At 57.7% G+C, this 26674-nt stretch carries 21 protein-coding genes and 1 pseudogene; 15 read left to right on the top strand and 7 right to left on the bottom strand.

The features are described 5' to 3' along the window. The first annotated feature begins 14 nt into the window (after nucleotides 1-14). Together adh and KHO31_RS14115 are read left to right on the top strand one after the other, a co-directional pair. Nucleotides 15-1535 carry an aldehyde dehydrogenase gene (gene adh, locus KHO31_RS14120; protein WP_201071761.1) on the top strand — a complete coding sequence of 507 codons (1521 nt, stop codon included), beginning with the start codon at nucleotides 15-17 and terminating at the stop codon, nucleotides 1533-1535. Between the two features lie 73 nt (nucleotides 1536-1608). Further along, entirely contained in the window at nucleotides 1609-2004 is a 396-nt protein-coding gene (locus KHO31_RS14115) for a DUF779 domain-containing protein (protein WP_211623586.1), read from the top strand. 129 nt (nucleotides 2005-2133) lie between these two features. Here the strand turns inward: KHO31_RS14115 and eutC are convergent, their stop codons facing one another. The 3 genes from eutC to eat are packed head-to-tail and all read right to left on the bottom strand — an operon-like array spanning nucleotide 2134 to nucleotide 5757. Then, nucleotides 2134-2919 carry an ethanolamine ammonia-lyase subunit EutC gene (eutC, locus tag KHO31_RS14110; RefSeq protein WP_201071757.1) on the bottom strand — a complete coding sequence of 262 codons (786 nt, stop codon included), beginning with the start codon at nucleotides 2917-2919 and terminating at the stop codon, nucleotides 2134-2136. After that, nucleotides 2916-4310, bottom strand: coding sequence for an ethanolamine ammonia-lyase subunit EutB (locus tag KHO31_RS14105; RefSeq protein ID WP_211623585.1), 1395 nt, complete (start codon nucleotides 4308-4310; stop codon nucleotides 2916-2918). The genes eutC and KHO31_RS14105 overlap by 4 nt, the downstream gene beginning before the upstream one ends. Nucleotides 4311-4353: 43 nt before the next feature. Beyond that, complete coding sequence (eat, locus tag KHO31_RS14100) at nucleotides 4354-5757, bottom strand: ethanolamine permease (protein WP_211623584.1); 1404 nt, start codon at nucleotides 5755-5757, stop codon at nucleotides 4354-4356. Nucleotides 5758-6012: 255 nt separating this feature from the next. Here eat and KHO31_RS14095 point away from each other — a divergent pair, with 255 nt between their 5' ends. Then, nucleotides 6013-6612 (top strand): AraC family transcriptional regulator, encoded by a 600-nt coding sequence (locus tag KHO31_RS14095; protein WP_211623583.1) that lies wholly within the window; start codon nucleotides 6013-6015, stop codon nucleotides 6610-6612. A 356-nt stretch (nucleotides 6613-6968) separates the two neighbouring features. On the opposite strand, the gene KHO31_RS14090 is transcribed toward KHO31_RS14095, so the two are convergent. Further along, nucleotides 6969-8084 (bottom strand): Fic family protein, encoded by a 1116-nt coding sequence (locus KHO31_RS14090; protein WP_211623632.1) that lies wholly within the window; start codon nucleotides 8082-8084, stop codon nucleotides 6969-6971. 290 nt (nucleotides 8085-8374) lie between these two features. Here KHO31_RS14090 and KHO31_RS14085 point away from each other — a divergent pair, with 290 nt between their 5' ends. The 10 genes and pseudogenes from KHO31_RS14085 (at nucleotide 8375) to KHO31_RS14040 (ending at nucleotide 19283) form a co-directional block, all read left to right on the top strand. After that, a complete protein-coding gene (locus KHO31_RS14085; protein ID WP_211623582.1) occupies nucleotides 8375-9829 on the top strand; it encodes a DUF3375 domain-containing protein in 1455 nt (484 codons plus the stop codon). 5 nt (nucleotides 9830-9834) lie between these two features. Next, nucleotides 9835-10479 (top strand): DUF4194 domain-containing protein, encoded by a 645-nt coding sequence (locus tag KHO31_RS14080; RefSeq protein WP_201071749.1) that lies wholly within the window; start codon nucleotides 9835-9837, stop codon nucleotides 10477-10479. Beyond that, nucleotides 10472-13846 (top strand): ATP-binding protein, encoded by a 3375-nt coding sequence (locus KHO31_RS14075; RefSeq protein WP_201107637.1) that lies wholly within the window; start codon nucleotides 10472-10474, stop codon nucleotides 13844-13846. The genes KHO31_RS14080 and KHO31_RS14075 overlap by 8 nt, the downstream gene beginning before the upstream one ends. Continuing rightward, nucleotides 13843-15018 (top strand): Wadjet anti-phage system protein JetD domain-containing protein, encoded by a 1176-nt coding sequence (locus KHO31_RS14070; protein ID WP_201071746.1) that lies wholly within the window; start codon nucleotides 13843-13845, stop codon nucleotides 15016-15018. Before KHO31_RS14075 ends, KHO31_RS14070 begins: the two co-directional genes overlap by 4 nt. 135 nt (nucleotides 15019-15153) lie before the next feature. Then, a pseudogene (locus tag KHO31_RS14065) lies at nucleotides 15154-15381 on the top strand (hypothetical protein); the annotation flags it as partial. A 78-nt stretch (nucleotides 15382-15459) separates the two neighbouring features. Beyond that, nucleotides 15460-15882, top strand: a complete 423-nt coding sequence (tnpA, locus tag KHO31_RS14060) for an IS66 family insertion sequence element accessory protein TnpA (RefSeq protein ID WP_201085928.1) — start codon at nucleotides 15460-15462, stop codon at nucleotides 15880-15882. Next, the gene (gene tnpB, locus KHO31_RS14055; protein WP_201085929.1) at nucleotides 15876-16223 is read left to right on the top strand and encodes an IS66 family insertion sequence element accessory protein TnpB; all 348 of its coding nucleotides are present in this window, start codon (nucleotides 15876-15878) and stop codon (nucleotides 16221-16223) included. The genes tnpA and tnpB overlap by 7 nt, the downstream gene beginning before the upstream one ends. 58 nt (nucleotides 16224-16281) lie before the next feature. Then, nucleotides 16282-17796, top strand: coding sequence for an IS66 family transposase (gene tnpC, locus KHO31_RS14050; RefSeq protein WP_201107638.1), 1515 nt, complete (start codon nucleotides 16282-16284; stop codon nucleotides 17794-17796). A gap of 14 nt (nucleotides 17797-17810) precedes the next feature. Continuing rightward, nucleotides 17811-18302 carry a hypothetical protein gene (locus tag KHO31_RS14045; RefSeq protein ID WP_201071737.1) on the top strand — a complete coding sequence of 164 codons (492 nt, stop codon included), beginning with the start codon at nucleotides 17811-17813 and terminating at the stop codon, nucleotides 18300-18302. 132 nt (nucleotides 18303-18434) lie between these two features. Continuing rightward, entirely contained in the window at nucleotides 18435-19283 is an 849-nt protein-coding gene (locus KHO31_RS14040; RefSeq protein ID WP_201071735.1) for a DNA/RNA helicase domain-containing protein, read from the top strand. Here KHO31_RS14040 and KHO31_RS14035 read toward each other — a convergent pair. Both KHO31_RS14035 and KHO31_RS14030 read right to left on the bottom strand, forming a co-directional pair. Further along, nucleotides 19182-19859 (bottom strand): hypothetical protein, encoded by a 678-nt coding sequence (locus KHO31_RS14035; protein WP_211623581.1) that lies wholly within the window; start codon nucleotides 19857-19859, stop codon nucleotides 19182-19184. The two genes, KHO31_RS14040 and KHO31_RS14035, sit on opposite strands and share 102 nt — an antisense overlap. A gap of 2 nt (nucleotides 19860-19861) precedes the next feature. After that, the gene (locus KHO31_RS14030; protein WP_211623579.1) at nucleotides 19862-22306 is read right to left on the bottom strand and encodes a M23 family metallopeptidase; all 2445 of its coding nucleotides are present in this window, start codon (nucleotides 22304-22306) and stop codon (nucleotides 19862-19864) included. Nucleotides 22307-22747: 441 nt separating this feature from the next. On the opposite strand from KHO31_RS14030, the gene KHO31_RS14025 reads away from it, so the two are divergent. Both KHO31_RS14025 and KHO31_RS39840 read left to right on the top strand, forming a co-directional pair. Then, nucleotides 22748-23689: a DNA/RNA helicase domain-containing protein gene (locus KHO31_RS14025; protein WP_211623577.1), complete on the top strand. Its 942-nt coding sequence runs from the start codon at nucleotides 22748-22750 to the stop codon at nucleotides 23687-23689. Between the two features lie 356 nt (nucleotides 23690-24045). Next, the gene (locus tag KHO31_RS39840; RefSeq protein ID WP_328822720.1) at nucleotides 24046-24345 is read left to right on the top strand and encodes a SymE family type I addiction module toxin; all 300 of its coding nucleotides are present in this window, start codon (nucleotides 24046-24048) and stop codon (nucleotides 24343-24345) included. A gap of 154 nt (nucleotides 24346-24499) precedes the next feature. Here the strand turns inward: KHO31_RS39840 and KHO31_RS14015 are convergent, their stop codons facing one another. Continuing rightward, a complete protein-coding gene (locus KHO31_RS14015) occupies nucleotides 24500-26611 on the bottom strand; it encodes a DUF2357 domain-containing protein (RefSeq protein ID WP_236071254.1) in 2112 nt (703 codons plus the stop codon). Nucleotides 26612-26674: the final 63 nt, after the last annotated feature.

The raw sequence follows: 26674 nt of genomic DNA, 5'->3' as shown, positions 1-26674 counted from the left end.
TGAGGAGCACACAGATGAATCACGCAGAGATGCAGTTTCTAACCACCGAATTTCCGTACAAAAAGCAGTATGCGAATTTTATCGGCGGCGAATGGGTCAAGCCCGTGGGCGGCGAGTACTTCGACAACGTGTCGCCGATCACCGGCGAGCCGTTCACGTCGATCCCGCGTTCACGCGAAGCCGATATCGAACTCGCGCTCGACGCCGCGCATCGCGCGAAGGTAGCGTGGGGCAAGACCTCGACCACCGATCGCGCGAACATCCTTAACCGTATCGCCGACCGGATGGAAGCGAATCTGCAACGTATCGCCGTGGCTGAAACGATCGACAACGGCAAGCCGCTGCGCGAAACCATGGCTGCGGATATCCCGCTAGCCATCGATCATTTCCGCTATTTCGCCGGCGCCGTGCGTGCGCAGGAAGGTTCGATCTCCGAGATCGACCACGACACCGTCGCGTACCACTTTCACGAACCGCTCGGCGTGGTCGGCCAGATCATTCCCTGGAATTTCCCGATCCTGATGGCGGTGTGGAAGCTCGCACCGGCATTGGCTGCCGGCAATTGCGTCGTGCTGAAGCCGGCCGAGCAAACGCCTGCGTCGATTCTCGTCCTGCTCGAACTGATCCAGGATTTGCTGCCGCCGGGTGTGCTGAACGTGGTGAACGGTTTCGGTCTCGAAGCCGGCAAACCGCTCGCGTCGAGCAAGCGCATTGCGAAGATCGCGTTCACGGGCGAGACGACGACGGGTCGCCTGATCATGCAGTACGCGAGCCAGAACATCATTCCGGTGACGCTCGAACTCGGTGGCAAGAGCCCGAACATTTTCTTCGCCGACGTGATGAACGAGGACGACAGCTATTTCGACAAGGCGCTCGAAGGTTTCACAATGTTCGCGCTGAATCAGGGTGAAGTATGCACGTGCCCGTCGCGTGTGCTGATCGACGAGAAGATTTACGACCGCTTCATGGAGCGCGCGTTGAAGCGTGTGGCTGCCATCACGCAAGGCCACCCGCTCGATACGAAGACGATGATCGGCGCGCAGGCCTCGCAGGAACAGCTGGAAAAAATTCTCTCGTACGTCGATCTCGGCAAGCAGGAAGGCGCTGAGTGTCTCATCGGTGGTGAGCGCAACACGCTCGGTGGGGAGCTGAGCAAGGGCTACTACGTGAAGCCGACCGTATTCCGCGGCCACAACAAGATGCGCATCTTCCAGGAGGAAATCTTCGGCCCGGTTGTTTCCGTGACGACCTTCAAGAACGAAGACGAAGCGCTCGAGATCGCCAACGATACGCTCTACGGTCTGGGTGCCGGTGTATGGACACGCGACGGTACGCGCGCCTATCGCTTCGGCCGGGAAATCCAGGCGGGCCGCGTGTGGACCAACTGCTATCACGCGTATCCGGCACATGCTGCGTTCGGTGGTTACAAGCAATCGGGCATTGGCCGAGAAAATCACAAGATGATGCTCGACCACTATCAGCAGACCAAGAACATGCTCGTCAGCTATAGCGATAAGCCGCTCGGTTTCTTCTAAGCTTTATGAGGTAAGCGATTCTGTTCGAGCGGGCCGCTTTGCGCGGCTCGCTTTTTTTCAGCGAGGGCATGTGATGGCTGATGAAAAGGAAGTGGCCCGCGTGATCGCCACACCTGCTGCGGTCGATTTGATCGATAAGTTGTGCGCCGATCACGGGGCCGTGCTGTTTCACCAATCCGGTGGATGCTGCGACGGCAGCGCGCCAATGATGTTTCCTCAGAGTGAGTTCATGGTCGGCTCGTCCGACGTGAAACTCGGCACGATTGCTGGTGTGCCGTTCTACATGAGCGAATCGCAGTTCGAATACTGGCAGCACACGCAGTTGATCATCGACGTGGTGCCGGGTAATGGCGGGATGTTTTCTTTGGAACGGCCGAGCGGATTGCGGTTCTTGACGCGCTCGCGACTGTTTGAGGATGAGGAGAACGCGTGGTTGGAAGCGCATCCGGTAGAACGGGCGGATGCTTAGGTAGCGTGTCTTTGTCGCGCACGAACTCGAGTCGTCGTTGATGGCGCGCGGGTTCGTTAGCTGCGCGTCGCTAGTTGAATCGCTACCAATTGCTGGCGTTACCGGCGCGCTCTCGCCAGCCACGCATGTCTAGTCTGAATCGTCGCTGACTGCGGGCGTTACTGGTGCACCCGTCAGTAATGCATCGCTGTCGTCCTTCAATCCAACGCCAGTGAGGCCCAAACGCCTCGCATGCGTGAGCAGGTAATGCAATTTGTGCGCGGCGGCAGGATAGTCCAGACCTTCAGGACGCACGTTCGAAATACAGTTGCGTTGGGCGTCACTGCAGCCGACTTTCGGCGCGTACGTCAGATAGATGCCAAGGCTATCGGGTGAACTCAAACCTGGACGCTCGCCGATCAGCATCACCACCAGTTTGGCATTGAGCAGTTCGCCGATCTCGTCACCGAGCGCGACGCGAGCCTGGCGTGCGACCACAACTGGACCGATCTTCCAATCCCCGAGTTTTGCGCAAACGGCCTGCAGCAGCGGGATGGATTGCTTCGACGCAGCGAATGCAGAGAGACCATCGGCGATGACGAAAACCACTTCGGGTGAATCGACCGTGAGTTGCCCGAGCGCTTCGCGGCTCTCATCGCTTAAACGCCTGCCGAGATCCGGACGCCGCAAATAATGCTCGCGATCAGGCGCGGCGCTATGCACATCCAGCGTGCTGAAACTTTGTGCGCGTAGTTGTTCATGCAGCACGTCCGTATCGAGCGGATGATGCACGGCGTCGCGCGCCTGCGCATGCGACAGGTTGAACGCCAGCAACGGCGCCGTCGGCAAGCTGTTACCCGCGCGGCCCAACGCGATGCGCGCATTGGTGAACTGCCGCAGCGCGTTCCATGGGTTCTTTTCGAGGAAGTCGCTCATGCGATCCCCATCCAGTCATTCGCACCTTCCAGCAGCGGTTGCTGTAGCGATGCACTGAGCAACGCGCCGCGCGCGTCGGTGATCTGCATCGACTCCAGCCATTCTTCGAACTCCGGTGCACGGCGCAGGCCGAGCACGTCGCGCACATAAAGCGCGTCGTGGAAGGATGTGCTTTGATAGTTGAGCATCACATCGTCCGCGCCTGGAATGCCCATGATGAAGTTGATGCCGGCCACGCCCAATAGCGTGAGCAGATTATCCATATCGTCCTGATCGGCTTCGGCGTGATTCGTATAGCAGATGTCGCAGCCCATCGGTACGCCAAGCAGCTTCCCGCAGAAGTGATCTTCAAGACCTGCGCGCGTGATCTGCTTGCCGTCGTACAGATACTCCGGTCCGATGAAGCCGACCACTGTGTTTACCAGAAACGGATTGAACTTGCGCGCGACCGCATAGGCACGCACTTCGCACGTCTGTTGATCGACGCCGAAATGCGCATCGGCCGACAAGGCACTGCCCTGCCCGGTTTCGAAATACATCAGGTTATTGCCGACGGTGCCGCGTTTCAGCGACAGCCCGGCTTCATACGCTTCCTGCAACAACGCGAGCGAAATACCGAAACCCGCGTTCGCCTTCTCCGTACCCGCAACCGACTGAAACACCAGATCGACCGGCGCGCCCTTCTCAATCGCCGAAATCGTGTTGGTGACGTGGGTCAGCACGCACGACTGCGTCGGCACCTGATAGCGCTGGCGGAAGTCATCGATCATCAGCAACAGCTTGGTGATCGCGGCGAGATTGTCGCTGGCCGGGTTGATGCCGATCATCGCGTCGCCGCAGCCGTACATCAGGCCGTCGAGCATCGATGCTGCGATGCCTTTGACGTCGTCAGTCGGATGATTCGGTTGCAGACGCACCGACATGCGGCCCGGCAAGCCGACCGTATTGCGAAACCGCGTAATCACCGGACGTTTACGCGCCGCCGCGATCAGATCCTGATTGCGCATTAGCTTCGAGACCGCCGCCACCATCTCCGGCATGAGGCCGGCGGTAATGCGCGTGAGCGCGTCGGTATCGGTCGTGCTGCTCAGCAGCCAGTTGCGGAAATCGCCGACCGTCAGATGCGAAATCTCAGCGAACGCTCGCGGCGAGTGATCGTCGATCACCAGACGCGTGACCTCGTCGCTTTCATACGGGATCAGCGCTTCGTTGAGAAACGTGCGCAGCGGCACTTGGGCGAGCGCCATCTTGGCCGCGACGCGCTCTTCTTCGCTCGCCGCCGCAACGCCCGCGAGCTGGTCGCCCGAGCGTTGCGGACTGGCTTTCGCCATCAAGGTTTTCAGGTCCGCGAAACGGTAAGTGCGGCTGCCGATTGTCTCGGTGTAGCTCATCTCTAAGACTCCATCGCCGCTGCTTGCGCAGCGGCTCGATCCGTCACTCTTCGAGCAAAGCGTCCGACGGCGCCGCTTCGCGTTGATGGCGCGTCAACAGGAAGTAGACGTAGCCGAGCGCGAGGAAGATCGCGAACACGATGGCCACCAGAAAATTAAAGTAGACCATCGTTGCCAGACAAATCACCGCGGCCACCAGCGCGAACGCCGGAAAGAACGGAAACAGCGGCGCGCGGAACGGGCGTTCCATGTTCGGGTCCGAGCGGCGCAGCTTGAACAACGACAACATGCTGATGATATACATCACGATAGCGCCAAATACGGACATCGTCACGATGTTCGCCGTCAGCGTCTGACCGCCGAACTGAATCAGCTCGTCGCTGTAGATCGCGGCAATGCCGACCACGCCACCCGCGATGATCGCGCGATGCGGGGTCTTGAAGCGCGGATGCACCTTGGAGAGCCATTCCGGCAGATACCCCGCGCGAGCCAGCGCGAAGATCTGCCGCGAGTAGCCGAGGATGATGCCGTGAAACGACGCGACGAGCCCGAACAGGCCGAGCCACACCAGCATATGCATCCAGCCGCTATGTTCACCGACGATGAATTTCATGGCTTGCGGCAGCGGATCGTTGATGTTCGCGAGCTTGGTCCAGTCGCCAGCAGCCCCTGCGAACACCATTACGCCGATGGCTAGCAGTACCAGCGTCAGAATGCCAACGACATAGGCGATCGGAATCGAACGCTTCGGATTCATCGCTTCTTCGGCAGCCATCGCGACGCCTTCGATCGCGAGGAAAAACCAGATGGCAAAGGGAATCGCCGCGAACATGCCGTGGAACGAGCCCATGCTGAAGGTGTCCGAACCGGACCAGCCGCCTTTCGTGAAATTCGACCACTGGAAGCCTGGCGAAACGACGCCCATGAACACCAGCAATTCGAAGATCGCGAGCAGCGTCACGCACAACTCGAAAGCCGCGGCAATCTGCACGCCGACGATATTCAACGCCATAAAGACGAGATACGCGCCCATCGCAGCATGTTTCGGTTCGAGACCGGGAAATTGCACATGCAGATAGGCGCCGATCGCGAGTGCAATCGCGGGTGGCGCAAAGACGAATTCGACTAACGTCGCCGCGCCAGCAAGATAACCGCCCGTCGGACCGAAAGCGTGACGCGCATAGGCGAACGGCCCACCCGCATGCGGAATCGACGTGGTGAGTTCGGTGAAGCTGAAAATGAAGGTGGTGTACATCGCGGCAATGAAAACCGCCGTGATGACGAAGCCAAGCGTTCCGGCGCTCGCCCAGCCGTAGCTCCAGCCGAAATACTCGCCGGAAATGACCAGACCGACCGCGATCCCCCACAGCTGCCACGTGCCCAGCGTCTGCTTCAACTCGTGATGCGTGACTTTACCGACGTGCTGACTTTTGGATTCTGATTTCATCGGGCTCTCCTGATGTTGCCGCTTGCTCGACGCCGCAAGGCTTTGCGGTGCATGGGCGGACAGGCTTCAGCCGATGGTAGTGAGCCATTATTCGAGGTGTTATCGAAATTCGGCAAAGTTCGAGGGTGGGTCTGTCAGTGAACGCTTAACTCCGTTCGAGCGCGTTTGGGCGAAGTTCGCAGGATTTGGTAAATGGGGACGTGTTACTTTGGTTCGTGTCAATTCGGCAATCTTTCACAGGTCAGTTACTCAATCATGAACCTATCGGACAATCGGGCTCGCTACGAAACTCGACTGGGCCGCGTGCTGGACCATATTTACGATCACCTCGACGAACCGCTGGATATCGATCGTCTAGCGGAAATTGCCTGCATGTCGCCGTATCACTGGCATCGCATCTTTCAGGCGATGTACGGCGAGACGGTTGCGACGACCGTGCGACGCTTGCGACTGCATCGGGCGGCGGGATATCTGGCGAATGGCTCGATGGCGAAACACAATTTGCTGGCTGGGCAGATGCGCATGATCGGGATTTACTATGACGATCCGGGTGTTGTTGCAGAGAATGCGTTGCGGTCGAAGGCTGGGGTGTTGTTGCCGCATCCGGTTCAGGCTTCGGTGACGGTGAGTCCGCCGGTTTCGGTCGCGCATGTGAAAGGCGGTGAGTACGCAGTGTTGCGGCACAAGGGGCCGTACAGCGATATGCGTGCGGCGTATGAGTGGTTGTATGGGACGTGGCTCGTACAGTCGGGGCGTGAAGCGGCGGATGCGCCGGTGTTCGAAGAGTATCTGAATAGCCCGAAGGAGACTGCGCCGGCTGAGTTGCTGACGGAGATTTGTTTGCCGTTGGTTTGATGGTTTTGGCTTGGTTCTGTTTGTTCTGCCTGCTTTGTGCTTGCTTGTGCAGCGCAGTTCGCGGTTGCCTCTCTGGTTTTTATAGTCTTTGTATATGTATACGTAGTAATAGTTAACAAGCCTCGCACCTGGCTGTGGATAACTTGAATCTTCGTTTACGGATCAAGGGACTGCGGAATCGATAACCCTGCGGAGCGTGGGCGAACAGGAGCAAGGAGCCAGGGAAAACTTTTGAGCGGCTCGATGAGGTCGCCGTCTTATCAAAGTTTCGCCCACAACGTGTCAGGTGGGTTGTACAAAAGTTGTCCAGAGGGGGCTGTGGATAAGTGGGGCTATTTGCGTAGCGCTCAATCCGCTCAATCCGCTAACTCGTACGACGTGCTGCGGCCCCCTGCTGCTGATTTTTTCAACACCCCGAATGCGACTAGTTCGCTGATATCGCGCAATGCAGTATCAGGCGAACACTTTGCAATCGCTGCCCACTTGCTGCTGGTCAACTTGCCGTCAAAACCGTCGAGCAGACCACTCAGCAGTTTGACTTGCCGCTCGTTGAACGGCGTGCTCGCCCAGCGCTGCCAGAAGCGCGCCTTGGACAACACAACGTTCAGCGTGAGTTGGGCGTGATCGATTGCTCGATGCAATGCATCGAGGAACCACGCCAGCCACTCGGTGATATCGAGTGTGCCCTTTTGCGTGCGCTCGAGAATGTCGTAGTAGTCTTTCCGCTCACGCTGGATCTGTGCCGACAAACTGTAGAAGCGTTCTGGGCTGCCGTCAGCGCGCGCCAGAAGCAGATCGCCAATGGCCCGTGCAATGCGGCCATTGCCATCGTCGAAAGGATGCAGCGTAACGAACCAGAGGTGAGCGAGCCCCGCCTTGAGCACCGGTTGATCGGCCGTATCGGCATTCAGCCAGGCTAGAAATCGATCCGCCTCCATTTCCAGCCGTGCTGCGGGGGGCGCCTCGAAATGGACTTTCTGACGCCCGATCGGACCGGAAACAACTTGCATAGGCCCTTTTGAATCGTCGCGCCAGTTGGCAATGCTGATCCGGGACATACCGCTGAACCCGGTCGGAAAAAGCGCAGCGTGCCATCCAAACAGGCGCTCTTTCGACACCTCAGCGGAGCAATTCAGGGTGGCGTCGAGCACCATTTCGACAACGCCTTCAACGTGGCGGTCGACTGGCGCGAGCGCGCCAATATCGACACCGAGCTTGCGTGCTATTGACGACCGCACCGACGCGACATTGAGCTGCTCGCCCTCTATTTCGCTGGTTTTGACGACGTCTTCGGTAAGCGCGACAAGACTGGCCTCGCTGCGCAACGTCAGGCCCACATCCGCAAGACGCCCGAACAGTAGCCCTTGAGCTCGGGACACCTGCGCGAGCGGAGCCGCAAGGCGTGACAAGTCATAGCGCCATGCGGGCCATTCGGGGGATTCCCAGATGTACAACCAATCTCCGCGATTCATGCGGAGATTATGATCCATTTTCTCCGCAGATTCAAATTATTCTCCGCAAAAATTGCGGTTAATAATGACGCTATTCGCTGCTTGGGGCCGTCGGCTCTTCCTGCGCAACCGATTTCTCAAGCAGATTAGGGGGCTTGAGGTGGCGAAGTTGGGGGATAGCTTTATATGCGGCAAAGTCTTCAACGCAGGCGCCCGCCGAGACTCGCAAAGCATCGGCGGTGAAACAGCTAGACTATCATTCGCGTTTCGCGTGCCCCGATCGCTGCCCGCCCGCTTTCCCACCTTGCACCATGAACTTCGACTATTCCACGCTCGACGCCTTACGCCAGAACCATCCGGCATGGCGGTTGCTGCGCTCGGACCACGCGCCGCTCGTGGCGAGCTTTCTGAATCGAACATTCGTGGCACCCAATGTCCGCGTGATATCGCAAGCGGACCTGGCCGAAGCGCTGGAAGACGAACTGTATGCATTGCGCGAGCGACTCGGTCCCGCTGCCTTTCCGAAAGCAGCTTCCGACTATCTAAACGACTGGGCCGCCAACGATAAAGGCTGGCTGCGCAAGTTCTATCGTCAGAATTCGGACGAACCACAGTTCGATCTCACGCCTGCTACGGAAAAGGCCATTGCGTGGCTCGGCACATTGACCGAACGTAGTTTCGTCGGTACTGAATCGCGCTTGCTGACTCTATTCGAATTGCTCAAACAGATGAGTGAGGGTAGCGAAAGCAACCCCGAGACGCGTCTCGCCGAACTCCATAAGCGCCGCGCCGAGATCGATGCGGAAATCGCCCGTGCAGAGGCCGGAGACATTTCGATTCTGGATGACACGGCGCTGAAAGATCGCTTCCAGCAATTCACCGCGATTGCGCGTGAATTGCTGACCGATTTTCGCGAAGTCGAGCACAATTTTCGCGGCCTCGACCGTCGGGTGCGAGAGCGCATTGCGTTGTGGGATGGAGCAAAAGGCGAACTGCTAGAGGAAATCATGGGCGAGCGCGATGCGATCGCCGATTCGGACCAGGGACGCAGTTTCAGGGCGTTCTGGGACTTTCTGATGTCAAGCAGTCGCCAGGAAGAACTGACCCAGTTGCTCGACCGCGTGCTGGCGCTCCCGCCCGTGGCCGAACTCAAACCCGATGCGCGCACGCGGCGGGTTCACTATGACTGGCTGGAAGCCGGCGAGCATACGCAGCGCACCGTCGCGTTTCTATCGCAACAGTTGCGGCGCTTTCTCGACGATCAGGCATGGCTCGAAAACCGCCGCATCATGGATATCCTCCATGGTGTAGAAGCTAAAGCGCTGGTCTTGCGAGACACGCCGCCAGCCGGTGAGGTCATGACTATCGCTGACACGGCGGCGGAAATTGAACTGCCGATGGAGCGTCCACTCTATGCCCCCAGCCTCAAACCGCGTATCGCCGCCATCACCATCGAAGCCGGCGATGGCGACATCGACGCCGCAGCGTTGTACTCCCAGATCGTAGTCGACAAAGCCAGACTGGTATGGCATATCCGTCATATTCTGCAGGACCGTTCGCAAGTAACGCTGCGCGAGCTTTGCGACATTCAGCCTCTGCAGCAAGGTTTAGCCGAATTGGTCGCCTACCTGCAACTTGCCGGCGACACGTTCAGCACGGTGGTGGACGAGCAGGTCAGCGACACCATCGTTTGGTGTACCCAGAACGACAGTGGCAGCCAACTGACCCGGCAGGCGAGCTTGCCACGCGTCATTTTCGTGAGATAAAGACTTTGGAACAGGAACAAGACGCAACAACCTCGACGCACGATCTGTCGAGCCTGCTGATTCCGTTGCTTAAAGGCGTGATTTACCGGGATGCGGATACGGCGCTTTGGAGCGCGCTGCTCGACTTGCAGTCTCGCGTGAGGGACTACGTCACCGTGCTGAATCTCGAGTTGGTGCTCGACGAAGCAGAGGGCTACGCGTTCCTGCGCTCCCGCCCTGATAACGGCGATGACGATGCGCCTGCGTTGCCCCGTCTTGTCGCGAGACGCCCGTTGTCTTTTCCGGTGAGCCTCATGCTGGCATTGCTGCGCAAGAAGCTCGCCGAGTCCGACGCGGGCGGTGGAGACACGCGCCTCATTCTCACGCGCGAGCAGATTGTGGAAATGATCCGCGTGTTTCTACCCGCAGGCAGCAATGAGGCCAAACTGATCGACCAGATCGACACGCATGTCAACAAGATCGTTGAACTTGGCTTCTTACGCAAGCTGAAGCCAGTCGCCAGCAAGCGCGAAGGCCAAGCCGCCGCGTTTGAAGTCCAACGAATTCTCAAAGCGTTTGTCGACGCCCAGTGGCTCGCCGATTTCGACGCACGGCTCGCGGCGTATCAGGCGCAACTCGGCACAGGAGCATCAAGGAACACCGATGACTGACATGCAACTGCCCGGACTCGATTTCGTTGCCGACGACGCACTATCCGGCTTTCGCCTGCATCAACTCGAGGTCTTCAATTGGGGGACCTTTGACCGCCGCGTGTGGACGCTGAATCCCGACGGCAAGAACGCGCTGTTGACGGGCGACATCGGTTCCGGCAAATCGACACTCGTCGATGCCGTGACGACGTTGCTGGTTCCCGCGCATCGTATCGCCTACAACAAGGCCGCGGGTGCTGACAGCAAGGAGCGCACGCTGCGCTCGTACGTGCTCGGCCATTACAAGTCGGAACGCAACGAGACCAGCGGCACCGCCAAACCCGTGGCTTTGCGGGACCACAACAGCTATTCGGTCATTCTGGGTCGCTTCCACAACGCGGGCTATGACCAAACCGTCACGCTCGCCCAGGTGTTCTGGATGAAAGACGCGCACGGCCAACCGGCGCGGCTATTCGTCGGTGCGGAACGAGCGCTGTCGATCGCAGCAGACTTTGCCGACTTCGGACCGGACATCGCCGGCCTGCGCAAAAAGTTGCGTGCGCTTGGCGCGGAGTTGTTCGACAGTTTTCCGCCATACGGTGCATGGTTCCGTCGGCGCTTCGGGATCGAGAACGAGCAGGCGCTGGAGTTGTTTCATCAAACGGTTTCGATGAAGTCGGTCGGCAATCTGACGGATTTTGTCCGTAGCCACATGCTCGAACCGTTCGACGTCGCGCCGCGCATGACTGCGTTGATTGGTCACTTTGACGATCTGAACCGCGCCCATGAAGCGGTGTTAAAAGCCAAGCGGCAGATGGAACGGCTGGGCCCCCTCGTCGAGGATTGCGAGCGGCACGCGCTGCTTGTATCGCAGGTCGACGATCTGCGGGCCTGTCGGGAGGCGCTTAAATCCTATGCCGCTGATCTCAAGGTCAGTTTGCTCGACCGACGAATTGAGAATCTCGCTGCGGAATGGGAGCGACAGGATGCGCATGTCAAGCGACTCGACGCAATGCGCTCCGCGCAACGTATCGAGGAAGGCGAACTGCGGCGCAATATTGCCGAGAATGGCGGAGACCGGCTTGAGCGGCTTGAGGGGGAGATTCAATCGAAGGACGCGGAGTGCGCCCGCCGCAAGCAGAAAGCACAGCGCTTTGACGATCTCGCGCAGGTGGCCGGCGAGCCAGTACCGGGGGATGAACCTGCGTTTCTTGCGCTACGCCGTCGTCTCTCCGAGCGTATCGAAGCCGCGCAGCAAGACGAAGCACATCTGCAAAACGATCTGACCGAACATGGCGTGAGTTTTCGCGCAGGCAAGCAGGAGCACGACGCGCTGGCGGCGGAGATCGATAGTCTGAAGAGCCGGCGCAGCAATATCCCGGCGGAACAGATCGCGATGCGCACTGCGTTATGCAACGCCCTTGCGCTACCCGAAGCAGACCTATGCTTCGCCGGCGAGTTGCTGCAGGTGCGCGAAGACGAGCGCGATTGGGAGGGCGCCGCCGAGCGCCTGCTACGTAGTTTCGGCCTGTCACTTCTGGTATCCGATGAACATTACGCTGCTGTCACCGAATGGGTTGACAAGACCCACCTCAAGGGGCGGCTCGTTTATTTTCGGGTGCGGCAATCGGCAAGACGTGAGCGCGCCGAACTGCATCGCGACTCGCTGGCCCGAAAGCTTTCGGTGAAACCCGACTCGCCGTTTTATGACTGGCTCGAGTACGAAGTGACGCAGCGCTTCAATGTTGTCTGCTGCGACACCCAGGAGCAATTCCGCCGCGAGACACGCGCCATTACACGCGCCGGTCAGATCAAGGCGCCGGGCGAACGGCATGAGAAAGACGATCGCCATCGACTGGACGACCGCCGGCGCTACGTGCTGGGGTGGACCAATACCGCAAAAATTCAGGCGCTCGAAGCACAATCCGGACAATTGGCGGCACAACTGAGCGAATTAGGTGCGCTGATCGGCAGGATTCAGGCGGAGCAAAGCGAATTGAAGACGCGCCTGAACGCGCTCTCGCTGCTCAACGAACATGGGGACTACCGCGAACTTGACTGGCATGCCGTCGCGGTAGCAATCGCCGGATTGCGCGAAGAGAAAGCACGGCTGGAGTCGGCTTCAGACCTGTTGCAGGAACTGACCCAACGTCTGAATCAGGTCAGCGCCGCGCTCGCCGACATCGAGACGCAGCTCGATGGGCACAAAGCGGAACGCACGCGCACGGAAGAACGGCAGCGTATAGCCCATGATCTACACGCGTACACCCGGGCGATTCTTGACGATCCGGGTTACGCGGCTCATACGGCTTACTTCGCTCGACTCGCCGAGTTATGGTCCGAGGTACTCGGCAAACACCAGTTGACGGTCGAATCCTGTGACAATCGCGAGAGCGATATGCGCAAATGGCTGCAGGACAATATCGACGCTGAAGAAAAGAAGGTTTCACGTCAGCGCGACAAGATCATCGACGCCATGCGAGCGTATTGCACTGCTTTCCCGCTTGAGACGCAGGAAGTGGATGTCGCCGTTGAAGCGGCGGCCGAATATCACGCCATGCTGGACACATTGAAAGCAGATGATCTGCCGCGCTTCGAAGCGCGCTTCAAAGATTTGCTCAATGAGAACACCATTCGTGAAGTGGCCAATTTCCAGTCGCAACTGGCTCGCGAGCGCGAGACGATCAGAGAACGGATCGCGTTGATCAACGAGTCGCTGACGCAGATCGACTACAACGCCGGCCGCTATATCGTCCTGGAAGCGCAGTTGAGCCAGGATGCGGAGATTCGTGACTTTCAGAGCGACTTGCGTTCGTGTACCGAAGGCACGCTCACCGGCTCGGAAGACGTGCAATATTCCGAAGCAAAGTTTCTGCAGGTCAAACAGATCATCGAGCGATTCCGCGGGCGGGAAGGGTTGACGGAGCAGGATCGTCGCTGGTCGGTGAAAGTCACTGACGTGCGCAACTGGTTCGTGTTCGCCGCCAGCGAACGTTGGCGCGAAGATGATAGCGAACACGAACATTATTCCGACTCGGGCGGCAAGTCAGGCGGGCAAAAGGAAAAACTCGCCTATACGATCCTGGCCGCGAGCCTTGCTTACCAATTCGGTCTCGAATGGGGCGCTGTGCGCTCGCGCTCGTTCCGCTTCGTCGTTATTGACGAAGCATTTGGCCGCGGATCCGACGAGTCCGCACAATACGGTCTGCGGCTGTTTGCCCAGTTGAACTTGCAGTTGCTGATCGTCACCCCGTTGCAGAAGATTTATATCATCGAGCCATTTGTTGCCAGCGTTGGATTTGTCGACAACAAGGAGGGACGCGAATCGAGGCTTCGTAACCTCTCGATCGAAGAGTACCGCGAGGAAAAAGGCAGGAGCGCAACGTGAATTGGACCACACCGGCCGATCTGCGCATGCAGGTCAGCAGGCTCTGGGAACGAGGTGAACTACTCGCCGGTGTCGCAACGGGCGCATCGTTGTTTCCAAAGCGCCTCGTGCTGAAAAGTCCTACGTCCGCTGAGATCACGGAACGCTTCGAGGACATTCGCCAATGGAGTAGTTCGCTCAGGGCAATCGCACATTGCCGCCTTGAGATGCGGGAGTTTCGGCATCGAGTCTTCGGCGCCAATGCGCTGCCCGTTGAAGTCTGGATCGACTCCTTCGAGGACGCCGTCGCGTTGATTGGAAAGCAACGCGATGCCGCTCGTTTCGCATTGTTGCTGGATGTGACCCGTACGCGTGAGCCACGGCTTGTTCCGTGGCTCGCGAAAAGGCCGCTAAGGGCGCTTGAGCTCGCTGATGTTTGGGGGCGACTGGTGGACGTGTGCGTGTGGCTGGAGGCGCATCCGCGGCCGGGGATATATCTACGGCAAATCGATATCGCGGACGTACACACCAAATTCATTGAGACCCATCGCGGTGTATTTGCGGAGTTGCTGGATTGCGTATTGCCCGCGCAAGCGGTGGACCCTGCACGATCCGGCCTCAGCCAGTTCGCCGCGCGCTATGGATTGCGAGAGAAGCCGTTGCGTATCCGCTTCCGTGTGCTGGATGCGAAGAAGGCCCTGTTTCAGCCCGCCAGCACTGAGCAGGACGTTACGCTGGATGCCGCCAGTTTTGCTCGCCTGGAGCTCGACGTTAGCCGCATTTTTATCACGGAAAACGAAATTAATTTTCTGGCATTTCCGCCAGTTGACGACAGCATGGTTGTCTTCGGTGCCGGATATGGCTTTGAAATGCTCGCTGACGCCACGTGGCTTTCGTATCGACGCATTTGTTACTGGGGCGACATCGACACGCATGGGTTTGCGATTCTCGATCAATTGCGCCGTCAATTCGCTCACGTTGAATCGTTTTTGATGGACCGGCAAACGCTGATGGCGTTCGAATCGCAATGGGATCGTGAGGACAAGCAGACGTTGCGGGATTTGCCGCGCCTTACTCAAGGTGAACAGATGCTATACGACGATCTGCGCGATAACCGGTTGCGAAAAAATTTGAGGTTGGAGCAGGAGAAGATCGGGTTTGGGTGGGTGGAGGCAGCGCTGCAAAAGTTGTGATCGCTTTCGCAGCGTCAAACCAGAGTTGTTGTCGTCCCGATCAGATACCGTCTCTGCGCGGGTGGGACAGCGTCGTGTCCTGTTTCAGATCTTTCCGCCGTACATCATCAACGATGAGTTGCAGTTGTCTTCTCTATCAATCGAATTCTTCGCCAGTACTTTGTTGCAAAAGTGTTTCGTACTGCCAATGCGTTGACAAGACTTAGGTGCGTCGCTTATCGGAACCGGCATTTGCCGCAAGGGGTGCCGACTTCGTCGGCGTTGGCGAATTTGTGTGCGTTTCGGTTGGATCTGAGGCTGGCTGGGTTGGCGCGGTCTCTCGGCGCGACGTATACGCGATATGCGGATGATCTGGCTTTATCGTAAGCGTCAACGGATCCCGTCTTGAATCTCGCACCCTCGAGTGCGAACGTATTGCTTTCGTGAGAATGGAGCAATGCGATGGAAGACGAGAACATTAAGGCTGCAACGGCAATGGGCACACGTCGCCCACGGCAAGGGGAAGCGTTCTGGTGCGAAATGGTTACGGCGTGGAAAGCGAGTGGGATTGGCGCTCGGCGGTTTTGCCGAGAACAGGGTCTTGCGGTAAGTACATTCAGCCTGTGGCGCAAGAAACTCTCAAGTCCGGTCAAAGAGATCAAACAGCCGCTCGCGGTTACTGCAGACGCGGCATTCATCGTTGCCAATCCGGATGTTGAACTCGGGCCCCGGGGCCCGTCCGTAGCAACGCCAGCGGCTGAGGCATCGCCCTCGCGTGACCGGGTGACGCTCTCGCTCGCCGGCGTTCGCATCGAACTAACCGGCGTTCACGCCGAGCGCATTGTGCGCTTCGTGCTTGGACAACTCGGAGGTGGCCGGTGCTGATTGCCTCGGACGTTCGCGCTTACATCTGTCGCGACCCGGTCGACATGCGCAAGGCGATCGATGGCCTGTCTTATCTCGTCGAGCCGCTACTTGCCCAGAAGCCCGCATCGGGCAACCTGTTCGTCTTCGTGGCGCGCGACCGCTCCAAGGTGAAGATTCTTTATTGGGACCGCACTGGCTTCGCTCTTTGGTATAAGCGGCTTGAACGAGGCCGTTTCCCGTCACCCTCGTTACTCGCTCAGCGCGGCTTCACCCTTGCCGAGCTCAACGCATGGCTAGAAGGCATCGAGATTCCGGCGCGAGAGCCACACCGCACCGTGGCGGTGACGCGTGTGACGTGATGTGCTCCAGCGGGAGCCCGAGCTTGTAAACGTCGCTCGAGTTAGGCATCATGGGCACATGCCACCCACCGCCGTCACTGTCGCGGATCTTCCCGTCGAGCCCGATGCGCTGCAAGCATTCGCGCTGGAACAGAACCGGCTTGCACGGGCGTTGTGGGAGCAGCTGGAAATCCTCCAGCATCAGATTGCACAGCTGAACCGGGCGCGCTTCGGCGTGAGTTCCGAGCGCCTGGCCGGCCAGGCCGAACTGTTTGATGCTGCCACGGATATCCCGGTGCCGCCCGTGCCCGACGCAGTACCTGTAGCGGGCCACACTCGCAAAGGGCGTCCTGCTTTGCCGAAGGAGCTGCCCCGCACATGCATCGAATACGATCTCAGCGATGAACAGAAGATGGCGTTCGATACGCTCGAACGGATCGGCGAAGAACGCAGCGAGACACTGCATTACGAGCCGTCCAGGCTCACCGTCATTGAGCACATCCGCTTCAAATACGTGGTGAAGAAGGATGGCGAGTCGACCATCGTGACTGCAAGCGCGCAGCCGTCGCCGCTACCGAAGAGCAATGCCAGCGCGAGCCTGCTCGCCAATGTGCTGGTCAACACCTATGTCGATCATCTGCCGTTGAATCGCCAGGAAATCCGCTACGCGCGCCGTGGCGTGTACTTGCCACGCGCCACGCTGTGCGAATGGAAGCTGGCATCGGCCGAGCTACTCTCGGTACTGATGCCCGGGTTGCGCACCCACCAGTTGAAGGCGCCGCGAATGCACGTGGACGACACGACACTGCCTTTGCTCGAGCGAGGCCACCCGTCAACGCGTACAGCGCGATTATGGGGCTACCTTGGCGCGGGCCAGAGAAATGAGAACGGCGTCTGGGTCGACCACCCGCCGGCGGTCGTGTTCGAGTTCGCTGAGTCACGTGCGGGAGCACATCCGCTGCTGTACCTGAACGAATACAAAGGCTATTTGCAAGCCGACGCGTATAGCGGCCATGGTGCGCTTTACGAGCGAGGCGATATCATCGAGGTCGGATGTTGGGCGCATTGCCGCCGACGGTTCTTCGAGATTGCCAAGGCTCAGAAAGGCCCGAGGCTCGCAGCGCAAGCCCTGCAGTGGATCGCCAGGCTGTATGCAATTGAGTCGCGGGTTAAAGATCAAACGCCAGACATCAAACTTGCGGCCCGGCAAACCGAGGCATTGCCAGTGCTTGCGCAATTTCGTCGATGGCTGGAGGCAAACAGCATCGGTTTGCTCCCGCAAGCGCCGCTCGCCAAGGCCTTCGGTTATGCGTTGCGACATTGGAAGGCGCTGATCCGATATACCGAGAGCGGCGTCCTCCTGCCGGACAACAATGCTCTTGAAAGACAAATCAGGCCGATTGCCCTGGGCCGGTCGAACTGGATGTTTGCAGGTTCACCACGAGGCGCCCGTGCAGCAGCAACGATGTATTCACTCATCGGGACGGTTCGCCTCAACGGTATAGAGCCCTACGCGTGGCTCGAACGAACGCTTGAGCAATTGCCGTCGTATCCCGTCAATCGCGTGCACGAGCTCTTGCCGCTCGCCCGTTAGAACACCTCGACACCATGGATATTCTAGATTCCCTTCGACAGGCGCCTAGCGCCGAGTTGTATCGTCTCTATCTTGCTATCGGCAAGATGCTTGATGACCCGAGACGTATTCTCGAAATACGTCACCGCCTGCATCTGGGGATGTCCGTCAACTACATCGGTGACAACCCGCTCGGGCCGCCGGCACAAGGCACGATCGTTGAACTTCGGCAGACACAGGCGGTGATTCAGGACAGCGCAACTCGACGCCGTTGGGGCGTGCTCTATGCGGCGATCATCCCACAAACTTCGAGTGCTCAGCCGCACGTCGAACCAACACCGCCGTCGAGAACACAGCGCGAAGAGTTCTTCATCGGCGACACAGTCGGCTTCACCGACAAGCACCTGAGCGAGCGCGTCGGCATCATCGTTCGGCTGAATGCGAAGACCGCCTCGATTGCCGTCAATGACACCGATGGTCACTGGCGTGTTTCCTACGCCTTACTGCGAAAAATCGTCGACATCTAGCCGCGGAGAACTACGCCGACGGGTTCCGCTGACGGATACCATCTAATGACGCTTTTACACCGCCGCTAACACTATTTACACAACTACCATTCGCACCCAGCTGATCCGCTCCGGGCGCCTAAATTCTCGGCGTTGCTGGAGACGGCACCGACGTTCAGCGCCGACGACATAGACGAGTTCGTCCAGTTTCTGGTGGATCGGGTTGGAGGTGGCGACGGTCTGGAAGTGCTGCGTCGTATGGAAGAAAATCGCTATCGCCCTAGCAAGAAGCTGATGGACTATGTGGCGTCCGTGATCAATAACAACCCGGAGTACACGCTGCTTGACGAGCAGCAGGTGGCATTCGACGCCGTGATGACCGCTGCGCGTCGCGGGGTGCATGACCGTCAGAAGCAGATCATCATCATCAAGGGTGGCCCAGGCACCGGCAAGTCTGTGCTGGCGATCAACCTCGTCGCGAGTTTGTTATCAAGTCACTATTCGACGCACTACGTGACCGGCTCCAAAGCGTTCACTGAAACGCTGCGGAAGATCATTGATTCACGAGGTCAGGAGCTGTTTACGTACACGAACGGCTGCGTAGACGCGCAGGCTGATTCGGTGGACGTGCTGGTCACTGACGAAGCACATCGTATCCGAGACGTGAGCAGCAACCGCTTCACGCCGGCGAACAAGAAATCTGGTCTGAAGCAACTGGAGGAATTGATCGCGGCCGCACGTGTCCTGGTATTTCTCATCGACGACCATCAGATCGCACGCCCCGACGAGATCGGCTCCGCCGCTTGTATTCGGGAGTACGCGGAGAAGTACAAGTGCACGGTGCACGAATTTGAACTCGAGGCACCGTTCCGCTGCAACGGCTCAGATGCGTTTGTTCGCCTATTTTTTGTGAGTAGATTTGCCAACCGGCGCCACCGTACCCGTGGCGCCCGAGGCGGACCGATCGTAAGGCTTAACATCGACAAACTCCACGCTGCGTAAAATTTTCAGCGCAGTCGGGAGAAAGTTTGCCTTTTGATCGGATAAGTTCATAACTTGCCCATCTCCGCAAATCGCCTTCGCGTCGTGAAACAGACAGTATGACAATGCACGCGCACGCTGACGCGGATCCCCAATCACGTCATCGGTCGTGCGTGCGAATCCGCTAGCGTTGGAAGTGTGAACCGCATAAATGTGCGTTGCAGGGGCGAGACTGCCCTTGTCCTGTTCATCAAGAAAGTACGCAACCCACGCCTTCTTTTCTGGATCAAAGTATCCGCCGTGTTCTTTAGCCACGTCATTTCTATCCGTCACGCGGTCGACACATCCAATCGAGAACCCGAACCGCTGGCTCACTCCGTTAGAATCAAGGGCTTCGCTGTATCCCGCAAATTTATAATCATTTTCTTCCCTCGGTATCGTCACTTCTCCATGCGCGCTTGGTGTGATGGAAAATTTGCAAGCTTGAACTTCTATTTCAATTCTTTCGCTGGCAGCCTTGAGTTTTTCGTTAGCAAAACTGCTCAAAGCCACAAAGAATACGATTGAAAAAACCGCAACGGTGTTTTTCGATTTCATATTCACGTTCTCCGCGGCGTGCGGCCCTCTGGAAATAGCAGCAGTTCGCCTGACGCGTCGGGGAAAAGAATGTCCCCCAATACCGCCAGCGCATGAGCATAAGCCACGCAGCGAGCGATGTAGCCATTGAAATGCATGTTGGGGTTGCCAACGGCGCTCGGCAAGTTAACAGCAGCCGACGCATCGCGAAACGCCATGCTGTGATAAAAGATTTTCTGCACGGGAGGGTTCGGCACATTTGGGTGATGGGGATCAGGCGGACGCCTTGCCGCGACTGTTCTTCGTTGAAGATTGACGTCTTTATCCGCATGGCGTGCCATGCCCGTCATAGACCAATAGAACCCAGCGCTATCCGTAGGAGACAGTAGATCCCTGGTGATGTTCGTGTTATCTCCAACGTCCTCGCGCCATTGAATCATCGGCAACGTTACGCCGCTCACTGCGTCGGCGATGTAATCCTGCGCGTGAGGGCGATTGGCATTCGCCTGGTTTTTCGCCATTGCCATTGCGTCCCGCGTCGCTTGAGAAATTTGCGATTTTTTTCCTCGAAAATCCCAATATTTAATGTAGTTATCCGGGTGGGTAAGTTGCAAAAAACCGCGGCCGTCCCACGGGTAATACCACATGCCGGAATTGCTTTCGTGAAGCTTGCTGAGCCATTGCGTTTCTTGCAAGGCGTTTCCCAATAAGGCGGACATGCGACTCGGCGAAACGATATTATATTTTCGAAACGCTTTGTTTAAAGGAATCCGATGATTCTTCGCGATCGGGCCGACAGCATAAGAATTGGGAATCGACTCGTAATACATGGTTTGACCTGAGGCTTCGCGCAACACTTCTGTAGGCAGAAGTTGCTTGAATTCGTTGGCGCTCAACCATCCGCATTTTCTGAAGTGTCGAACAAATTGCAGCGGATGAAAAAACCAAAGCTTTCCGTCCGGCAAGCCCGTTTTGTCCCAAAACTGGAATTTTTTCAGCAGATTAAGGAAATCACGGTATCCGTTTGGGTTGGTTTGTTTCTGCTTGCCATAAAAACCGTCCGGTTCGTTCAGCGCTGCGTACCGCGTATCGTTATGCGCGCTGCTCCATGCGGTTGGTGCCTCGCAGATGAAGCCCTTCAATTTCCCTCGGACTACGTCATTGTTTTTGACCCAATTGCTTAGTGCGTCCTCGTCCTCGTACTCTTTGGCATCGGGCGATGTGACCGCAACCTCTCCGATGAGCTTCTTGAGGTCATCGATGTCGCACAGTCCGTCGTCACCGTAGGGCGTGTTTCCCTCGCTGATCTTGGTCCAACCCATTGAGTACGGGAAGTCGGCGTCAGACAACTTGACGATGCGGCTGTTGGCCGCGTCGATATAGCCTTCTTGCCCTTGCGCATACGTTACCCGCATCCAGGTTATGCGAGGGTTCGTCTGCTCGATCGGATGAGGATTGCCGGCTATCCCGGGTGCTATGCCGGCTGGCGTATTCATTGCGCCGTTTTGCAAGACGGGATGTTCCGTCAGAATCCTGCCAAAACGCAGCAGCTCAAGCCCATCGCTCGGGCAGCCCGGGTAGAGCTTGGTGGCACGGGCGTATAGATCGTATTCATAGCCAGATTCCTTCACCGGCTGAGGCGTTAGCAGCGTACGCGTGCCGTCTTGTCCCACGCTCCACGCGTTCGTGTACTTGTTGCCGTGATGGAAGTACGTTTCCACGTGCAAGGCATAACCCGCGTTTGTGCCGCCTTGGAGCACATCGAATTCGACATCTTTGAGCTTGTTGTTCGCATCCGCTCCTGGCGGTCTAGAGAGAAAAGTTTGATCTGCGGGAATAACGTAATGGCTATGCCCCCAGTAGTCTTTGCTTGTCGGAGTTGTGGGCTGCTTATTGTCGAGTCGGGTACTGCCGAAGTACGCATTGAAATCATCCGGCAGCATGAAAATTTCGAAGTGGATGTGACGCTGTCCATGGCACCGACCTGACAATCCCAGAACGTCTTTCCGATAGACTTTCTTGCCTCCGCCCTCTTGTCCTTCACGTGCGGTTGGCATCCGCAGGAATTCCGGCAAAGTGCTGCCATCCACGCCGAGGCTTAGATACTTGTCGAGCTCGAGCAAATGCATGTACAGCGAATAGAAGGTTATCGAACGGTCATCGCCTGTTTCGGTTGAATGCTTGAGAAGCACAAACCCAGGATTGCTATCCAAGTTGCCTTCGCCACCGGCGACGGCTGATTGGCACACCCGGTACGCAACTACTTCGCCGTCAGCAATCGCACGCACGCGTTCGCTTTGTGTCGCGGGCATCAGATGGACACCGGTATGCCAGCGCCGATCAAATGCGATCGGGTAAATCCCATGCGCCAACTCGAATTGGTCAACGGCGTCCATCATTGGATCGACGACGTCCCTGTTGCTGGACGTCGCGCCAGATGTCGGCAAGAAAGGAGGGCTGATAATCATCGAAATTTGCGCGACCGGTTGTACACGTTGTTGATTGTCGATTTGCCTTGCGAGGTGGTCGGCAATGGGTTCTCGAGGCTTGCAGGCTCTTCGAATTAATGCGGTCCAGCTTTAGCTGTTGGCTTGCCGGGACAGCGCATTTCCACATCGACGTCCTCGATCGTGATGCGGGCTCTGCCACTCGTGATGACGCTCTTCTGCGCGGCCGCGACTAGGGACGTCTTCAACGGCGCTGGATGCACGCAATTGTTTTTTCACGCGGCCCCGCTGAATCGGGTGATTTTACGAAGCACATACCGGATGGCGCAAATTGAATTGTTTACGAATGTTAAATAGTCCTTAGATACACACCTTAGGTGAACCCGGATGGGTTTTATTGAGACGCGGTTGCGTCTGTCTTAGTGGAAAGTGCGGCGGGTTGCTCAGGCTTCGATAGCGTCCGTGATCAAGAACAACCCGGAATACACGCTGCTTGACGAGCAGCAGGTGGCATTCGACGCCGTGATGACCGCTGCGCGTCGCGGGGTGCATGACCGTCAGAAGCAGATCATCATCATCAAGGGTGGCCCAGGCACCGGCAAGTCTGTGCTGGCGATCAACCTCGTAGCGAGTTTGTTATCAAGTCACTACTCGACGCACTACGTGACCGGCTCCAAAGCGTTCACTGAAACGCTGCGAAAGATCATTGGTGCACGAGGTCAGGAGCTGTTTACGTACACGAACGGCTACGTAGACGCGCAGGCTGATTCGGTGGACGTGCTGGTCACTGACGAAGCACATCGTATCCGGGACGTGAGCAGCAATCGCTTCACGCCGGCGAACAAGAAATCCGGCCTGAAGCAACTGGAGGAATTGATCGCGGCCGCACGTGTTTCGGTATTTTTCATTGACGATCATCAGGTCGTACGCCCGGGGGAAATCGGCTCCGTCGCCTACATTCGGGAGTACGCGGAGAAGCACAAGTGTGCGGTGTACGAATCTGAACTCGAGACACAGTTCCGCTGCAACGGCTCAGATGCGTTTGTTCGCTGGAGAAACACGATGTTGGGCATCGATGACCGTCCGCGCTTCGAATGGAACGATCACGACGCTTTCGATTTCCGGATTTTTCAGTCTCTGGAAGCGTTGGAGAATGCGATCAAGGATAAGGTGCAAGCGGGCGCGACGGGCCGGTTGACGGCCGGCTTCTGTTGGCCTTGGTCCGATCCGAACAAGGACGGGACGCTTCAGGCCGACGTCGTGCTCGGAAACTTCAGCCGTCCGTGGAACGCAAGGCCCGATTCGGGGCGGCTTGCTGCCGGCATTCCGAAATCGTCGCTTTGGGCGTATCACCCGAACGGGATTAACCAGGTTGGGCTCCGTTCGTCTCCCCAGCGCCGATAACGCATCGCGCATCCTTACCTGGTAGTTCGCAGGCGTCTCTCCCGACTGGCTCGCGGGGGCGTCGGTCGGGCGTCGACATCCTCGATCTCATGCTACGTCTGTCACGGCGAGTCTGCCGTAAATCTAGCGATAAAATGTGCACCCGGTTTTGTTGTTCATTGAGCATTCGACGCTGTTGCACAATCACCGACAATGCGCGAAAATACATCGGATGCCTAATAACATAACCCACGATCACGATGCGTTACGTTCATAAAGCATCACCGAACGATCGGCTCGTTGGAGGAAAGACGAGGACGCGAAAGCGCCGAGCCAAGCATCAAGGAGAACGAGGAAGGAGATGAAGCGCGGGACGCATGGGCTGCCACCCACACGACCCGCTGACCACAAACAACTCAACACAGGAGTTGATCATGGCTGATGCCAATCATAAAGCAGTTACGCCTGTAACCCAACGCGTCTTGACCATTTCGGCACAAAGACGCCCGCGGCCAATGAAAACATTCGCACCCGCTCATGTCAAATTTTTTCCAGACTTGCCGCCGGCGCCTTGGATTCGGCTTTCGGGCAGGTGGTTGGAGGAGGCGGGGTTTGAGATTAGCGGGCAGATTCGGGTTGAAGTTGAGAAAGGTAGGCTGACTATCACGCCGGTGTGAGACGAGAACACTCGAGCGCTGACCTAACTTCAAAGCGCAGTCGCGATTCCCAAGTCTAAATCTGCTTAGTCGCTCATCACTAGTCGGCGGCTCTTCCCTTCCGCAGAGCCGTCGTACACCTTTACGGGTTAAGCAAGACCATCCCAATCACACGTTACTCGGCAACGCTAGTGAACGACGAAACTTGGCCCCATAACGCGCCTGCTGGCTCGCCATACGCCAACCCCAGACTTCGAACATACGCGTCAATCGCGCAAGACGAGAGTCCCCGAGTCCACTGCGACTGCTCCAACCACTGTAATTGGACGCACCAGTAGTTTCCACGCGGATCCGGATACCCCATTGCAGCCATGCCGGTCATCGAAACACTTTCCGCATCAGAAACAATACGCGCAAGTGCAACCTCGTCCATTGCCGGGCAGTAGAGAAGCAACAGTTGGCTTTGCAGAAGCGCCGCACCAGCATGAACGCCGCCGCGTCTTCCTTCGGCTCTCACGTTGTATGCCTTACGTTCCCGAATCCAATTCCAGTGCTCGCTGCTCTTCACGAATCCCAAGAGCACGTTTGTATCCGGCAGCGGCGGTGCGAGCGCACGAGTCAGCCGACCTGACTGGAACTGGCTATATGCGTCTTCCAGCCAATACCGGCCGCGCTCATGCTTAGTCAGGCGGGTTGCGACATGATCCAGCACTTCGCTGATGAACCACCTTAGCGCCGGCACGCCGCTCGCGTTCCCACTGTCAGTTGGCCGCAATACGAAGGCCCCTAACCCTGGAAGAAGTTCATGGTATTCCGGATACTGAAGGCCAATGTCTTCTCTGTCGCCACCGGGATACAGCACGTACGCACCCGCTGTTCGACGGATAGCATCACGGTACGCATGCATCTTGAGCAAGTCTGCTCGCAAGGCTCCGCCGCGCTCTAGACCTACCGGCGCCTGCAAGGTGTCGGCCTCCTCTCCCGCGTCATCCACGCCGAAGATCTCTTTGACGAACTCGACCCGATACTTCGCATCAAAATGAAGAGCGATTGGTTCGAAGGTTGCTGGTTCTCCTTCAGCCGGGCTGATCAGCAAGGAATAGTCCGGACGCATTGGCCTGGTCCATGATGCATTGCGCGCTGCGCCACGGCGATATGTTCGATTAAAGCAGAGCTCTACCTTCATGCGCCGATCAAAGCGTTCGACTACGCCAGCTAGAACCGTCTCCACCCCGGTACGGATACCAACCGTCAGGCCGTTCGATCTGGACTGCACCAGCGGGCTCATATCGAAGGTTTGTCCAACCAGCGTGGCCACCACCTGCGACAGCTGAATGAATCCCCAATACTCGTAAAGCGTGGCAACATCGCGCTGCCCTGCGCCATAGTCCTCAGGCGAAGACTGCCAGGAAAGACGAGCCGCAAACTCAGTCTCCACATAGGCCTTAAAGATGTCCCGGTAGCCTTCGCGTTTTTGGAGGGCTTGGTCATCCGCAGGGAATCGTGAAAGCCTGCCGACTTCAGCAAACAGGTCGTGATGAAGTACTTCTTCCAACTGCGACGTCACAGCTGCGATTTCCCTGCGCCCACGTGTCGTAGCGGGCGTGGCCTGCGTCTCGGCAAGACCTCGATCAATATCGCCGAGCATCTGGCGCCAGTGCTCTAAGGCAAACTTAACGAAGCGGTTGGGCGGTGTATCGCGTGTCGCCTCGGTCCGCGTACGCGCTAGGTGGGACGGGACGGAAGAAATCGGCCCTCCAGGCCAAGCCGATCGAGGTCCGCCCCTCGCGAATTGCCGAAGTACGTGTGAGTCCGCCCGCATCCCCGCCCCAGGCCGCACTATCTCATTCGTGGTTTCCCAGGCAGTGTGCGGGCGGCGCATGATTTCGCGAAGCGCGCCCTGAAATCTTTCGCTTTCAAACAAGGCGCGCAGGAAGGTGAAGCGCTGATAGAGGGTAACCGCGTCGCGCGTGTCGTCGAGATCAAAGCGCGCTTCGCTGACCGCGAAGCGGTCCATCACTAGCTCCGTCATTTGTTCCGCGATATCGCGAAGCATCCAGCGGTATTCCGATGGGTACGAGAGCTTACGGGACCGAACTTCGAGCTCCAATTCACCTATGGTGCGGGCGTCGGCGCGTAGCACAACGCGTATGGTGCCTGTTGCCAGTCCGGGACGTAGACGACCAGATTTTCCCTCTAAGGTATCCGGTTGGAAGATTTCCTCGGGATCGACAATCAGACTGTCGATGTCTGCTTGAATGTCTTCCCAAGAATATCGATACTCCATGCCCTCCAACAGTTCGACACCGCTCGCTGAAGCAATCGAGACTGCTGTACTGGCGGAGGACCA

Origin of the sequence: Paraburkholderia domus (genome assembly GCF_905220705.1) — a bacterium.
Lineage (GTDB): Bacteria > Pseudomonadota > Gammaproteobacteria > Burkholderiales > Burkholderiaceae > Paraburkholderia > Paraburkholderia domus.
This window is presented reverse-complemented; position numbering and strand designations above follow the sequence as displayed.